Source organism: Derxia lacustris (assembly GCF_002105195.1).
GTDB classification, from domain to species: Bacteria; Pseudomonadota; Gammaproteobacteria; order Burkholderiales; family Burkholderiaceae_E; genus Derxia; species Derxia lacustris.
On the sequence record NZ_MUHU01000002.1, the window covers coordinates 470,230 to 484,233 of the forward strand.

A 14,004-nucleotide genomic window follows, 5' to 3' on the forward strand; every position below is an offset into this window, starting at 1 on the left:
GTCAGCGTGTCCCGCCAGTCCGGTTGCGGCGATCGACGGATCAAAATGCACCGGGGCCCGGCCGACGGATCGGACGGGCCCCGGTGCAACGATCGACCGGCGCGATCACATGAAGCGGTAGCTGACCTTGCCGTAGAAGAAGCGGCCACGGATCGAGTACAGCTCGGCGAAGCCCATCTGCGAGTACGTGTTGTTCAGCGCATTGGTCAGGCTCAGCGGCGGCTGACGATCGAAGACATTTTTTACGCCCACGTCGATGAACACGTTCTTGATGCCGCCGAAGCGGCCGGTCCAGTCGACCTCGGTATAGGGCGCGACGCGGTTGACGCCTTCGGCGATGGGCTTGGGCTCGTCGGTATCCCAGAAGCCGCCGGTGGTGCGCACGACGAACTGCGTCGAGTACTCGTTGCGGTCGAAGCCGGCGGTGACCACGTTGCGGTACTTGGGATAGATGTAGGTATCGGCGTACTCGTCCGTGCCTTCGGCGGTCTTGATGCGGTTCGACTTGGTGTACGTGATCGACTCGCGCAGCGTGAAGCGGCCCAGGCCATTCACCGGGAAGCGCCCTTGCAGATCGAGGTCGACGCCGTTCACCGCGCGCTGCTGGTAGTTCTGCAGGTTGGTGAAGATCAGGAACTGGTTGGTGCGCTCGTCACGACCGACCAGACCGCTCTCGATCGCCTGCGTGATCGTCGGCGTGTTGATCTCGTTGGTCTTGTAGACCCACCAGAAATCGAGCGAGCCGCTGAACATCGGCGTCGGTTCGAAGATCGCGCCGACGTTGTAGGTCTTGCCCTTCTCGGGCTTGAGCGAGGGATTGGAGCCGTTGACCTGATAGGCCGAGATCAGGCAGGTGGTGCCGGCCGGGATGCCGAGCAGATCGCACTGATGCTGGTCGCTGATGGTCAGCGCGCCCTGCTCGCTGGCGCCGAACAGCTGCTTGAGCGCCGGCGCCTTGAAGCTCTTGGCCACCGAGGCGCGGAACGCCAGTTCGGGCAGCACGTCGTACTTGAGCGCGAGCTTGGGGCTGGCCGCGCTGTACTCGCTGTACTTGTCGTAGCGCACCGCGATCTGGCCTTCGAGCTTGGCCAGGATCGGCACGCTCAGCTCGCCGAACACCGACTTCACGGTCTGGTCCGCCGACACCGCCGACTGCTGGATGCTGCCGACCACATTGCCGGCCTGGCTCAGCGGATCGGGCTTGTCGCTCAGCGTCTCGCGGCGGAACTGGGCGCCGACCGCAAAGCCGAGCGCGCCGGCCGGCAGCTGGAACAGGTCGCCGCGCAGCAGCGTGTTGACATAGGTGGCGATGGAAATGCCGTCGCGGCGCGGTCGCACCTTGAGGCTGTCGACGAAGGCCTGATCGTTGGTGGTGACGGTCGGGTCGAGCGCGCCGCTCTCGGTGGCGGCAGTCCAGAGCGTGGCGTCGTAGTAGTTGCTGTCGTTGTTGGTCACGCGGCTGGCGGCGCGGCCCACGTCGACCTTCCATTCGTACTCGCCGAGCATGCCGTTGGCGCCCACCGCCGTGCTGGTGAGGATGGACTTGCGGTCGGTGATGCGCGGCCCGCCCTGCATGAAGCGGCCGGCGATCAGGCCGGTGCCGCTCGGCACGGTGAAGTAGTCGGGGACCGGATGGCTCTCGAAATGGTTGATCGACTGCGAGTAGATGAACTCGCCGGTCAGGTTCACCTCGCCGGCCTTGAGCGCGCCGAGCAGCATGGTGTTGAGCCGGTCGGCGCCGTTGTAGGCGGTCAGCAGGCTGGAGTTGAAGTCGTAGCGGCAGATGCCGCCGCTCAGGTTGGCGGCCGGGCAGGGCAGGACCGAGCCGCCGGTGAAGGCGCCGGTTTCCGGATCGACATAGTTGCCGTAGGGCGAGAAGCCGCTGCGCGCGTCGCGGCCGCCGTAGCGCCGGAAGTCGACCGACTTGCTCAGCTCGCGGTCCTTGCGATAGATCGGGTCGCGCTTGAAGTAGTCGATCGACGCGGTGATGTTGTAACCGTCCTCGGCGACGCTGCCCTTGCCGGTCACCAGGCCGTAGCGCTGTTCCTGGCCATCCTGCCGGCTGCTGATGCCGTAGTTGGCATAGACCTCGGCGCCCTGGTAGTCGCTGCGCGTGATGATGTTGACGACGCCGGCGATGGCGTCGGCGCCGTAGATGGCCGAGCCGCCGTCCTTGAGGATTTCGACCCGCTCGACGAGCGCGATCGGAATCATGTTGATGTCCACCGAGGCGCCCGCACCCGACGAGTCGTAGAGCGCATTCACCGGCAGCCGGCGTCCGTTGATGAGCACCAGCAGATTGGTGTCGTCGAGGCCGCGCATGCGAAAGCTCGCCGCGCCCGAGCCGGCCGGGCTGTTCGACGTGAGCTCGCCCTGATCGAAGATGTCCATCGAGGCGATGTTGCGCACCAGCTCGTTGAGCGAGGTGGCGCCGGTCTTCTCGATGGCGTCGCGGCGCAGGATTTCGACCGGCGCCGGGCCTTCCACCTGGGTCCGCTTGATGGCGGAACCCGTCACTTCGACACGATTGAGCTGCTGCGCCGGCGCGGTGGTCTGTGCCTGCGCCGAATGCAGGGGGGCGGTCAGCGACACGACGGTGCCGGTGATGGCAAGCGTGACGCCCAGGTTGATGGGCCTGAATCGGAACATGGATGAATCCCCAGAGATGGACAGGAGATCGGTCGCTCGCGCCGCACGGCCGCGGATGACGGACTGGCGCGGCTCGAAACGATCGCTCATGCGGGCGTGCATAAGCTCACCGAAGTTCACGATTCTTGTGGTTTTGGCAGTCAATCAGCAATGTCTGTGACATCTCTCCTGAGTGACCGTTGTGTCCTATGGACAGAAGAAATCGATTGGTGCGGCGATGCCCGCAGACGGTGACCGGCGAGCGCTTGCAAGGTGCATGAAATGCATCAGCCGCATGAAAAACGGCGCCGCCACGGTTTGCCCGTGGCGGCGCCATGGACTTGCAAGCGTTGTCAGGCCGCGCGAACCGGTACCGGCGGAACCGATGCGATGAGGGTGCGGGTGTAGTCGCTGGCGGATTGCCGCAGCACCTGGGCGGCGGAACCTTGCTCGACGATCTCACCCTTTCGCATGACGGCAACCCGCTCGGCCAGGTACTCGACCACCGCGATGTTGTGGGTGATGAACAGATAGGCCACGCCCAGCTCGGCCTGCAACTGCTTGAGCAGGTTGAGGATTTGCGCCTGCACCGACACGTCGAGCGCCGAGGTGGGTTCGTCGCAGACGATGAGGCGCGGCTCGACCGCCAGTGCGCGCGCGATCGCGATGCGCTGGCGCTGGCCGCCCGAGAACTCGTGCGGATAGCGCAGCCGCGCGTTGCGCGCGAGGCCGACCTGATCGATGAGCGCATCGACGCGCCGGGTGCGCTCGGCGGCGTCGAACTCGGGCCGCAGGCTGAGCAGGCCTTCCTCCAGGATTTCACCGACGCGCATGCGCGGGTTCAGCGAGGCGAACGGGTCCTGGAAGATGATTTGCGCATCGCGTCGCGCGCGCTTGAGTGCCGCGCCGTTGGCGCTCATCAGCTCGATGCCGTCGAGCTCGGCATGGCCGCTGGTCACGGCCGTGCCGCGCAGCAGTTGCAGCAGCGCCTTGCCGGTGGTCGTCTTGCCGCAGCCCGATTCGCCGACGAGGGCCAGCGTCTCGCCGGCGCGCAGCTCGAAGCTCACGCCGCGCACCGCATCGAAGCTCGCCGCCGCGCGCCGCAGCAGGCCGCTGCGGATCGGGAAGCGCACCCACAGCTCGCGCACCGAGAGCAGCGGCCGGCCCGCGACCGGCGCAGCGGCCGCGCCGACCTCGAAAGCCGTCTTTGCAAGGCCGCTTTCAGGTGGCGGAATCTGGCGCCGCACCAGCGGCAGCGGACGGCTCGGCTCGAAGCCGAAGCAGCGCACCGCGCGCGCCTCGGCCGGTTCGTACAGCGCCGGCACGCCCTCGCTGCAACGGTCGGCGGCAAAGCGGCAGCGCGGCGCAAAGCGGCAGCCGGTGAAGTTCTGGTTGAGCGCCGGCACGCTGCCCGCGATGGCTTCGAGGCTGCGGCCGCGCTTGCTGGTATCGGGCAGCGCGTCGAGCAGCTGCGCCGCATAGGGATGGAGCGGCCGGGCGAAGAAATCCTTTGCGGTTGCCGTCTCGACGAGCTGGCCGGCATACATCAGCGCCACGCGGTCGGCCACCTGCGCCACCACGCCGAGGTCGTGGGTGATGAGCAGGATGGTCATGCCCTGCTCGCGCTTGAGCTGCATGAGCAGATCGAGGATCTGCTTCTGCACCGTCACGTCGAGCGCGGTGGTGGGCTCGTCGGCGATCAGCAGCTCGGGTTCGAGCGCCAGCGCCATCGCGATCATCACGCGCTGCTTCTGGCCGCCCGACAGCTGGAACGGATAGCTGCCAAAGCGGCGCTCGGGCTCGGGGATGCCGACCCGGCCGAGCCAGTCGATGGCCCGGGCCTTGACCGCGTCGCCGCGCAGTTGGGTGTGCGTCTCGATGGCCTCGCAGATCTGCCGGCCGACGGTCATGACCGGGTTCAGGCTGGTGGCCGGCTCCTGAAAGATCATGGCGATGCGCTTGCCGCGCACGGCGCGCATCAGATGCTCGGGCAGGTCGACGAGGTCGGTGTCGCCGTCCATCACGCTGCCCTGCGAAATCCAGGCGTTGTCGGGCAGCAGGCGGGCGATGCTGAGCGCGGTCACCGACTTGCCGCTGCCCGATTCGCCGACGATGGCGAAGGTTTCGCCGGGGCGCAGATCGAGGCTGACATCGTCGACCGGCACGACCGCGCCGTGCTCGGAAGCGATGCGCGTGCTGAGGTTGCGGAGCTGGAACATGGCTGGGCTTTCAGCGGCGCACCGAGCGCGGATCGAAGGCATCGCGCACGGCATCGGAGAACAGGTTGGCCGACAGCACGAGCGTGAACATGAAGGTGAAGGCGGTCGCCAGCGTCCACCAGATGGTCGGGTCGCGCGACAGCTCGGTGCGCGCGGTGTTGATGAGGCTGCCGAAGCTGGCCATCGACGGATCGACGCCGACGCCCACATAGGTCAGCACCGCCTCGGCCAGCACCAGTCCCGAGAAGCTGATGACGATGTTGATGAGGATGAGGTGCATCACGTTGGGCAGCAGGTGCGCGGTCATGATCCGCCAGGTGCTGGTGCCGAAGGCCTGCGCGGCCTGCACGTATTCGAGCTCGCGCAGCTTGAGCACCTCGCCGCGCACCAGCCGGCACAGCTCGGTCCAGCTCGTCATGCCGAGGATCACGCAGAGGAAGAACAGCCGCGCATCGGTGCGCTCGGCGGCGGTGGCGAACATCGCTGCATTGCGGTCGATGAACAGCAGCAGGATCAGTACCGACGCGGCGATCAGCAGCACATAGGGGATGGAGTTGATGACGGTGTAGACGTACTGCACCACCTCGTCGACCCAGCCGCGCAGATAGCCCGCGAGGATGCCGAGGCCCACCGCGATGGGCAGCGTGACGAGCGTGGTCATGCTGCCGATGACGAGCGCGGTGCGGATGCTCTTGAGCGCGAGCAGCAGCAGGTCCTGCCCGGTGCGGTCGGTGCCGAGGACGTGGTAGTGGCCCGCCAGCGCCGCGACCGGCCCGGCGATCAGCGCGACCACCGCCAGCGTGGCGATGACGGCGCGTACCGGGAAGGCGGTGCGGCCGGCGGCGATGTCGTCCCAGGCGGCGGCGATCGGCGTCTGGCCCGGCGTGCCGACGCCGCTGCCGGCGCGGCGCCGCGCGACCCACGCGGCAGTGAGCGCGGCGATCAGCAGCGCAGCGAGCGCGCCGAGTGCCAGCCCGCCGAGCGCGCGGCGCAGCACGTCGCCGGTCCATTGCGCGTCGGGATTCTTGAGATGGGCGCCGCCGTGGTCGAGCCGCGGATAGTCGCGCGTGGCCTGACCGTCGGCACCGACCGTCGCCTCCTTCTGGAAGCCGATCCAGGCCAGCGGCGCGGAATAGGTCTTCTCGCGCGAATCGACCAGCGGCTTGAGCAGCGCATCGAGCACCGAGTAGGTGACCGGCGCATAGACCGGCGCGCTTGCCGAGGCATTGGCCAGCAGCGGCCGGTAGTGCAGCGAATCGGCCAGACCCACGGCCACGAACAGCGCCAGCAGCGTGGCCGTGACCGCGCCGGTGGTGTTGCGGAAGGCGCGGCGCCAGGTCTGCGCCAGATGCGGCGTGGCGCGCACCAGCGCGGCATACCAGAGCACGGCGATCACGAGCGCGAGCATGACCGCGTCGGTCCAGAGGATGACGATCTTCATGTGCGGCTCAGTGCAGGCGGATGCGCGGGTCGGCCCACGAATACGCGATGTCGGTGATGAGGAAGGCGGCCACGTAGAGCAGCGAGCCGAAGAACACCATGGCGCGGACGATGTTGAAGTCCTGCGTGTTGATGCCCTCGATGGTGAAGCTGCCCAGACCCGGAATCGAGAAGAAGCTCTCGGTCACGATCGAGCCGACGAACAGCGCCGGCAGCAGCAGGCCCGACGCGGTGATGATCGGGATCAGCGAGTTGCGCAGCACATGGCGCAGCAGCACCTTGCCCTCCGACAACCCCTTGGCGCGCGCGGTACGCACATAGTCCTTGCCGAGTTCTTCGAGATAGATCGAGCGGTAGAGCCGCGAGTCGGGCCCGAGCCGCGCGAGGATCATGCAGACCACCGGCAGCAGCACGAAGGCGAACATCTCGGCGCCGGGCGCGAAGCCCGACGACGGCATGAGCCGCAGCATCTTCGAGAACACGTACTGCCCGATGATGATGAAGAACAGCGACGAGATCGACATCAGCGCCACCAGCGTCACCACGCCCACCGAGTCGAGCCGCGTGCCGCGCAAAAACGCCAGCAGCAGCGCAAACAGGATCGACACGCCGACCGTGACCAGGAACACCGGCGTGGCGATCGCCAGCGATGCCGGCAGCCGCTCGACGATCTGGCGCCGGATCTCGCGGCCGTCGTTGGCATAGCCGAAGCGAAAGCGCGCGCTGTCGGCCGAGGTGTCGAAGAAGATGGTCTCGGTGAACTTGCCGAGGCCAGTCGCGCCGGGGTTGAAGTAGGTCGGCTTGTCGAAGCCGCGCTCGGCCTTCCAGAGCGCCACCGCCTCGGAGCTGACGCGGCGCTCGCCGAGCGTGAGCCGGGCCATTTCGTCGGGCGAGTTGACGCTGAAGAACAGCACGAAGGTGAGCAGGTTGACGCCGATGAGCACCAGCACCGCATAGAGGGCGCGGCGGACGATGTAGGCAAGCATGGTTCAGCCTCGCAGTGCGGAGATGTCGACGGCGGGCTGGCGGCCGGTGGCGTTCTCGCGCCGCTTGAATACCGCCCAGGCCGGCCAGGCCAGCAGCGCCAGCAGCAGCGCCAGCACGGCCAGCGGCCACAGTTCGGGCCGGTTCCACTCGGTGACGAGGCGGGCCCGCAGCGCCGGATCGACGCGCAGATAGAGCAGGGTGTTGCGGTTGATGATGGTCGGAAAGCCGTTGTAGACCCAGGTCTGGTAGTTGCCGGACGACGCCGGCCACAGGCCCCACATCCAGGCCGCGTCGTCGCGCACGAGGGTCACCATGCGGTCGATGACGGCCTGCTTCTCGGGGCCGTCGGTCATGGTCGACATCTGCTCGAACAGCCGGTCGAAGGCCGGGTTGGCGTAGTTGGTGTCGTTGTCGCCCTCGTGCTTGACCTTGCCGTTGGGGCCGTAGAGCAGGAACAGGAAGTTCTCGGGATCGGGATAGTCGGCATTCCAGCCGCGCCAGAAGATCTGCACCTGCCCCTGCCGGATGCGGTCCTGATAGCGGTTGTAGTCGGTCGGCCGCACTTCCATCTGGATGCCCAGACGCGCCGCCTGCTTCACCTGCCAGTCGAGCCGCGCCTGAAACCCCGGGCCGACGCCGCTGCTGTCGTAGTAGAGGACGAGCGGCCGGCCGGTTTTCGTATCGATGCCGTTGGGATAGCCGGCTTCGGCCAGCAGCTTCTTCGCGTCTTCGAGCGGGCGGCGTTGCGCGGCGCCGTTGACCCACACATGGGTGTGCGGATCGATGCCGGCCTCGCCGTCGCGGTAGCCGAACAGGCCGGGCGGCACCGGGCCCATGCCGGTGCGCGCATCGCCGTAGATGTCGAAGAACACGCTCGCGTGCTCCTCCCAGTTGGTCGAGATCGACAGCGCGAGCCGCAGCTTGCGGTTGCGCTCGGCCTGGGCCGGATTGCTGCCGTCGCCGACCACCGGATCGAGCATGTTGAAGCCCAGATACCAGACCGTCGGGTCGAAGGACGACGGCAGCTTCACGCCGTGGTCGCGCAGCGTTTCCCATTGGCCGCTCTTTTCCATCATCTGGCGCTGGAACTCGAAGCCGCGATCCGAGCGGTCGATGTCGAGCACATCGGCATAGCCCTGGATGAAGCGGGTGTTGCCGGGCTCGCGCTCGCGCTCGTTGGTCGACACCACGCGGTCGACGAAGGGCATGCGCTTGCCACAGTCGTCGAGCAGGCCGGCTTCCTTGTCGCCGGGCTTGCCTTCGCAGGGGTAGAGCTCGCCGCGATAGTTGGGATTGCGCACCATCACGTTCTGGTTGGGGCGCTGGCTTTCGATCATGAACGGGCCGGTACCGACCGGCCAGGTGTTGAGCGACAGGCTGTGCTCGGCCATGCCGCGCTGGGCATAGAAGCGCTCGGCTTCCCAGGGCACCGGCGCAAAGAAGGTCATCGCGAGCCAGTAGCGCGTCTGCGGGTACTTGCCGACGATGCGCAGCTCAAGCGTGTGATCGTCGATGGCGCGCGCGCCGGTGAAGGGCGCATCGCGCAGGTCGTGCCAGGGCTGCCAGCGCTCGGTGCGCGGATTGGCCTTGTCCTCGGCGGCCTGCTGTTCGCGCAGCTTGTTGCCCAGGTCGCGCAGGCCCACCACGAATTGCGCAATCACCGGGTAGAAGCGCGCCGGCGTGGCATTCCAGGGGCTGGCGTGGCGCTTGATGCCGTAGACGTAATCGGCGGCGGTGAGTTCGCGGGTGCCGGTCTGCTCGAAGTCCCAGGGCGAGTACTTGCCGGTGAGCTGATCGGGCGTGAGCGAGTGGTAGAGGTAGTTGCCGGCAGCGTCGCGCGCAAACGCCGGATGCGGCGCGTACATCACGCCCGGCTTGAGGTGGATGACGTACAGGCTCTCGGCCACTTCGCTCGCGGGCGGATCGCCGGCCAGCTCGCTGCCATCCTTGGCGAAGTAGCGCGGCACCGGCAGGTCGAGCGCGGTCTTGGGTTCGAGCGTGTAGGGCCGCTTGAGGTAGTGGTACTGGTACAGCGGCTCGAACACGCCATAGGTCCACGGAGTTTCGTTGGTGCTGTAGGAGCTGATCGGATCGAAGTACTTGGGCCGTTCCTGGAAGGTGGTGAACAGGGTGTTGCTCCTGATCCAGCTTTCCGGATAGGGCGCATTGCCGGTGCAGCCGGCAAGCAGGAGCAGGCTGGTGCCAAGGGCAAGCGCGAGGCGACGAGGCATGGGCGAGGTCTTGTCGGAGGCAATCAAGGCGGACGATGGTGCCATGAACATTTAGGATTCCGGCTCGCGCTTGCGGTTTCCGTGCCAGACCGGGCGGAGGCTTCGCCAGCGGTTGCAAATGGTTTGCGCGCTTGCTTGCAGCGCCGCGAGCCGGACGGGAATTTCGATGTCAGCCACTCTTGCAGCGCCCCCGGCGGCGCCCAGCCGCGATGCGGCCGTGATTGCCCTGGTGGGTTTCGCGCATGCCGTATCGCATTTCTTCCATCTGCTGCTCGCGCCGCTGTTTCCGTGGCTGATGCCGGCCTTCGGCATCGGCTTTGCCGAGGCGGGCTTTCTGGTGACGCTGTTCTTCGCGGTGAGCGGTACCGGGCAGGCGCTGGCCGGCTTTGTCGTCGACCGGTTTGGCGCGCTGCCGGTGCTGCTGGCCGGCGTGAGCAGCTTTGTGCTGGCGGCGCTGGCTCTGGCGCTGGCCCAGGGTTATGGCGGGCTGATGCTCGCGGCCGGCCTCGCCGGGCTGGGCAATTGCGTGTTCCATCCGGCCGATTTCGCGCTGCTCAACCGGCGCGTGCTGCCGGCGCGACTGGGCCATGCGTTCTCGATGCACGGGCTGGCGGGCAATCTGGGCTGGGCGGCGGCACCGCCGCTGCTGGCCGGCGTGGCGGCGCTCGCGGGCTGGCGCGCGGCGGCACTCACGGCGGCGGCCGTGGCTGCGCTGGCCTGGCTGGCGCTGTGGTTCGGGCGCGGCCTGCTCGATGATCGGGCGGCGCTGGCGCGGCAGGCGGCGGCTCCGGTGCCGGCAGCTGCGACGGGCACGACCGGCCGGTTCGGCTTTCTGGGCGTGCGCGCGGTCTGGCTTTGCTTCGCCTTCTTCCTCACGTCGGCGGCGGCCTTTGGCCTGCTGCAGAGCTTTGGCGCGCCGACGCTGGAGCATGTGTTCGGGCTGGCGCGCGCCACGTCCACCTTCGCGATCACGCTGTTCCTGCTGGCGGGGGCGGTCGGCACTTTCGTGGGCGGCTTTGTCGCCTCGCGCACCGAGGACAACGACCGGCCGGTGGCGGTGGCGCTGCTGGGCTCGGCGGCGGTGGCGGCGCTGCTGGCCACCGGTCTGCCGCCGGCCTGGGCGGTGCTGCCGATGCTGGCGGCGATGGGCTTTGGCGTGGGCGTGGCCGGGCCCAACCGCGATCTGCTGGTGCGGCGCGCGGCGGCCGGCCGGTTTGCCCAGGCCAGCTACGGGCGGGTTTACGGCTTTGTCTATTCGGGGCTCGATCTGGGGCTGGGCGCCAGTCCGCTGCTGCTCGGGCCGGCGCTCGATGCCGGGCGCTTTCGCACCGTGCTGGTCTGCGTGGCCGTGGCCCAGGCGCTGGCGGTGCTGAGCGCCTGGCGCGTGGGCAGCGGCCGGCGCGCGCTGGCGACGCCGCAGCCGGCGTAAGCGCGGCGTCGGCCAGCGCGGGCACAAAGCCGGGCCGGCCCTCAACCCTCACTTCAGGAGAACGCTTCATGACCCATCCCGCCACCACCGATCTTTGCGATGCCAACGAAGACCGCATCGCCGCCGGCAGCCTGCGCGTGCTGGCGCCGGGCTGGCGCAGCTTTGGCGGCCGTACCGGCTTTGCCGGGCCGGCAGTCACGCTCAAGGCGTTCGAGGACAACACGCTGGTGCGCGCCATCCTCGGCGAGCCGGGCGAGGGCCGGGTGCTGGTGGTCGACGGCGGCGGCTCGCAGCGCTGCGCGATGGTCGGCGGCAACCTCGGCGTGCTGGCGGCCAGGAATGGCTGGGCCGGCGTGCTGGTCAACGGGCTGGTGCGCGACACGCGGGAACTGGCGGCCTGCGACGTGGCGGTGTTTGCGCTCGGCACCCATCCGCAGAAAAGCGTCAAGCTCAACGGCGGCCAGCGCGACATCGCGGTGCAGTTTCCGGGCGGCGTGGTGCGCCCGGGCGACTGGGTTTATGGCGACGAGGACGGCGTGCTGGTCAGCGACGTCAAGCTCGGCTGAGGCGCGACGGCTGACGCCCGGCGCTGGGCGCGCCACGGCCGGTGGCGCGGCAGCTGCGTCGCACGCCCGGCCGCCAGTCAGACCAGCGCCTCGAACGGCAGCACGTCGACCAAGTCGCCGGCCGCGAGGCTGCCCTGGTGCTGGGCCAGCACGATCAGCCCGTCGGCCTCGCTCATCGACCGCAAGATGCCCGAGCCCTGCGCGCCAGTCAGATGCGCGCGCAGCACGCCGTCCTCGCCCGCGACCAGCCGCACGCGCTGGAATTCGGTACGGCCGGGCTTCTTCTTGACTGGCGCGGCGAGCGGCAGCTTGAAGCGCGGCAGCGGCTTGACCGCCTCGCCGGCCAGCGTGAGCAGCGCATCGCGCACGAAGCAGTAGAAGGTGACCATCACCGCCACCGGATTGCCCGGCAGGCCGAACATCACCGCGCCAGCGCCCGCGCGCGCATCGTCGGCCCAGATGCGGCCGAAGGCCATCGGCCGGCCCGGGCGGATCGACATCTTCCAGAACGCCACCTCGCCGATGCGCGCCATCACCTGCTTGGTGAAGTCGGCCTCGCCCACGCTCACGCCGCCCGAGGTGATGACCGCATCGGCCTCGCCGGCGGCGCGGCGCAGCGCGGCTTCGAGCAGCGCCGGGTCGTCGCCCACGTTGCCGTAATCGAGCGCCTCGACGCCGAGGCGCGCGAGCATCGCGCCGAGGGTGGTGCCGTTGCTGTCGTAGATGGCGCCCGGCGCGAGCGGCTCGCCGACCGGCGTCAGCTCGTCGCCGGTGGAAAAGAAGGCCACGCGCAGCTTGCGTTGCACCGCCACCTGCGCAATGCCGAGCGAGGCGAGCAGGCCCAGATCGGCCGGGCGCAGCCGGCGGCCGGCGGCAAGCGCGCGGCTGCCGGCGGCCAGATCCTCGCCGCGCAGCCGGCGGTTGTCGCCGGGCTTGAGCTGCTTGCTCAGCTCGGGCGACACGCGCATCACGCGGCCTTCGGGCGTGTCGGCCAGCTCGCAGAATTCCTGCGGCACGACGGTGTCGCAGCCGGCCGGCATGACGGCGCCGGTCATGATGCGCAGGCACCGGTCGGGCGCGGGCAGGGCGGCCGGCGCATCGCCGGCATGCAGCGTGGCGCCGAGCAGCAATTGCAGCGGCGCGTCGGCGGCGCGCGCGGCCAGGGCGCTGCCGGCAAACGCATAGCCGTCCATCGCCGAGTTGTCGTGGCCCGGCACGTCGATCGGGCTGGTCACGTCGGCGGCCAGGATGCGGCCGAGCGCGGCGCGCAGCGGCACGGTTTCCACCGCGTCCACCGGCCGCACGAAATCGAGGATGGCGGCGCGCGCCAGGTCGGCGTCGAGCGCTTCGGGGTCGTAGCCGTTGAGGCAGGAGGTGATCTGTTCGAGCGTCTTCAAGGTCGTGTCCGGGAACGGGCGTCGGCTGGCACCGACAGCGGTTGTCATCGTCGGCCGACGCCGGCCGCGCAAGAGGGCGCCTAGCATAACCAGCATCGCAAATGGCCCTTCGGGGCGGGAGTTCGCCATGGCAATGCACGCAATCGCCTTGTATCGGACGGAGCTGTCATGACCGAATTCGAGCTGCGGATCGGCCTGGATTACGAGGTGACCGACCATGCGAGCCTCATCCTCAACATCGCGCCGGCGCGCACCGCGGCGCAGATCGTGACCGGCGAGACGCTGGCGCTGACCGGCGCCGAGCAGAGCGACTGGTTCGTCGACCGCATGAACGACAACCGCTTTCTGCGCGTGAATGCCGGGCGCGGCGCGCTCACGGTCGAGTACGCCTGCCGGCTGGCGATCGCGGCCGATTTCACGCCAGTCGAGCGACTGGTCGAGCGGCCGGTGGCCGAGCTGCCGGTGGACAGCGTGCGCTTTCTGCTGCCGAGCCGTTATTGCCAGTCGGACCGGCTCGGCGAGTTCGCCCAGGCCGAGTTCGGCCAGCTGGCGCCGGGCTTTGCGCGGGTGGAGGCGGTGCGCGACTGGGTCAACCGGCATGTGCGCTTCCAGCCCGGCTGGACCAATGCCTCGACCTCGGCGGTGGACACGCTGGTGGACCGGCGCGGCGTCTGCCGCGATTTCGCGCATCTGATGATTGCGCTGTGCCGGGCGCTGTCGCTGCCGGCGCGCTTCGTCACCGGCATCGACTATGCCGACGGCGAGCGCAGCGATCCGATGGATTTCCACGCCTATGCCGAGGTGTGGCTCGGCGAGCGCTGGTATCTGTTCGATGCGACCGGGCTGTGCGCCACGACTGACCTGATCCGCATCGGTACCGGGCGCGATGCGGCCGACGTGGCCTTCGCGAGCATTTTTGGCGCGGCCAAGTGCAATGCGCCGCGCGTGGCGATGCAGCGCGTGGCCGGCGCCCGGCCGACGCCGTTGCCGCCCGGTCATGCCGCCTCGACCGCCACCTATCTGGCGAGCGATCGGGGCGCCGACATCGAGGCGACGCGGCCGCCGGTGCTGCCGACCTCGGGTCCGGCGCTGGCGCTGGCCTGAGCC

9 protein-coding genes are annotated in these 14,004 nt (G+C 68.8%); 3 read left to right on the top strand and 6 right to left on the bottom strand.

Annotated elements, in window-relative coordinates; all coding sequences use genetic code 11:
* Positions 1 to 105 precede the first annotated feature (105 nt).
* The 5 genes from B9P64_RS03870 to B9P64_RS03890 form a co-directional block, all read right to left on the bottom strand.
* Complete coding sequence (locus B9P64_RS03870; RefSeq protein WP_176256709.1) at positions 106 to 2,649, bottom strand: TonB-dependent receptor; 2,544 nt, start codon at positions 2,647 to 2,649, stop codon at positions 106 to 108.
* A 332-nt stretch (positions 2,650 to 2,981) separates the two neighbouring features.
* Positions 2,982 to 4,847, bottom strand: coding sequence for an ABC transporter ATP-binding protein (locus B9P64_RS03875; protein ID WP_085314892.1), 1,866 nt, complete (start codon positions 4,845 to 4,847; stop codon positions 2,982 to 2,984).
* Between the two features lie 10 nt (positions 4,848 to 4,857).
* Positions 4,858 to 6,288: an ABC transporter permease gene (locus B9P64_RS03880; RefSeq protein WP_085314893.1), complete on the bottom strand. Its 1,431-nt coding sequence runs from the start codon at positions 6,286 to 6,288 to the stop codon at positions 4,858 to 4,860.
* Between the two features lie 7 nt (positions 6,289 to 6,295).
* Complete coding sequence (locus B9P64_RS03885) at positions 6,296 to 7,273, bottom strand: ABC transporter permease (protein WP_085314894.1); 978 nt, start codon at positions 7,271 to 7,273, stop codon at positions 6,296 to 6,298.
* Between the two features lie 3 nt (positions 7,274 to 7,276).
* Positions 7,277 to 9,505, bottom strand: a complete 2,229-nt coding sequence (locus B9P64_RS03890) for an ABC transporter substrate-binding protein (protein WP_085315092.1) — start codon at positions 9,503 to 9,505, stop codon at positions 7,277 to 7,279.
* Between the two features lie 166 nt (positions 9,506 to 9,671).
* Between B9P64_RS03890 and B9P64_RS03895 the strand changes: the two genes are divergently transcribed.
* Together B9P64_RS03895 and rraA are read left to right on the top strand one after the other, a co-directional pair.
* A complete protein-coding gene (locus tag B9P64_RS03895) occupies positions 9,672 to 10,934 on the top strand; it encodes an MFS transporter (RefSeq protein WP_085314895.1) in 1,263 nt (420 codons plus the stop codon).
* Between the two features lie 68 nt (positions 10,935 to 11,002).
* On the top strand, positions 11,003 to 11,500 hold the full coding sequence (rraA, locus tag B9P64_RS03900) for a ribonuclease E activity regulator RraA (protein ID WP_085314896.1): 498 nt from the start codon (positions 11,003 to 11,005) through the stop codon (positions 11,498 to 11,500).
* 77 nt (positions 11,501 to 11,577) lie between these two features.
* On the opposite strand, the gene moeA is transcribed toward rraA, so the two are convergent.
* Positions 11,578 to 12,897 carry a molybdopterin molybdotransferase MoeA gene (gene moeA, locus B9P64_RS03905; RefSeq protein ID WP_085314897.1) on the bottom strand — a complete coding sequence of 440 codons (1,320 nt, stop codon included), beginning with the start codon at positions 12,895 to 12,897 and terminating at the stop codon, positions 11,578 to 11,580.
* 168 nt (positions 12,898 to 13,065) lie between these two features.
* On the opposite strand from moeA, the gene B9P64_RS03910 reads away from it, so the two are divergent.
* Positions 13,066 to 14,001, top strand: a complete 936-nt coding sequence (locus B9P64_RS03910; RefSeq protein WP_085314898.1) for a transglutaminase-like domain-containing protein — start codon at positions 13,066 to 13,068, stop codon at positions 13,999 to 14,001.
* The last annotated feature ends 3 nt before the right edge of the window (positions 14,002 to 14,004 follow it).

Excerpts from the sequence above, each read along its gene's own strand:
- B9P64_RS03875 (WP_085314892.1), bottom strand. The coding sequence starts at position 4,847 with ATGTTCCAGCTCCGCAACCTCAGCACGCGCATCGCTTCCGAGCACGGC.
- rraA (WP_085314896.1), top strand. The coding sequence starts at position 11,003 with ATGACCCATCCCGCCACCACCGATCTTTGCGATGCCAACGAAGACCGC.
- B9P64_RS03885 (WP_085314894.1), bottom strand. The coding sequence starts at position 7,273 with ATGCTTGCCTACATCGTCCGCCGCGCCCTCTATGCGGTGCTGGTGCTC.
- B9P64_RS03880 (WP_085314893.1), bottom strand. The coding sequence starts at position 6,288 with ATGAAGATCGTCATCCTCTGGACCGACGCGGTCATGCTCGCGCTCGTG.
- B9P64_RS03890 (WP_085315092.1), bottom strand. The coding sequence starts at position 9,505 with ATGCCTCGTCGCCTCGCGCTTGCCCTTGGCACCAGCCTGCTCCTGCTT.
- B9P64_RS03895 (WP_085314895.1), top strand. The coding sequence starts at position 9,672 with ATGTCAGCCACTCTTGCAGCGCCCCCGGCGGCGCCCAGCCGCGATGCG.
- B9P64_RS03910 (WP_085314898.1), top strand. The coding sequence starts at position 13,066 with ATGACCGAATTCGAGCTGCGGATCGGCCTGGATTACGAGGTGACCGAC.
- B9P64_RS03870 (WP_176256709.1), bottom strand. The coding sequence starts at position 2,649 with ATGTTCCGATTCAGGCCCATCAACCTGGGCGTCACGCTTGCCATCACC.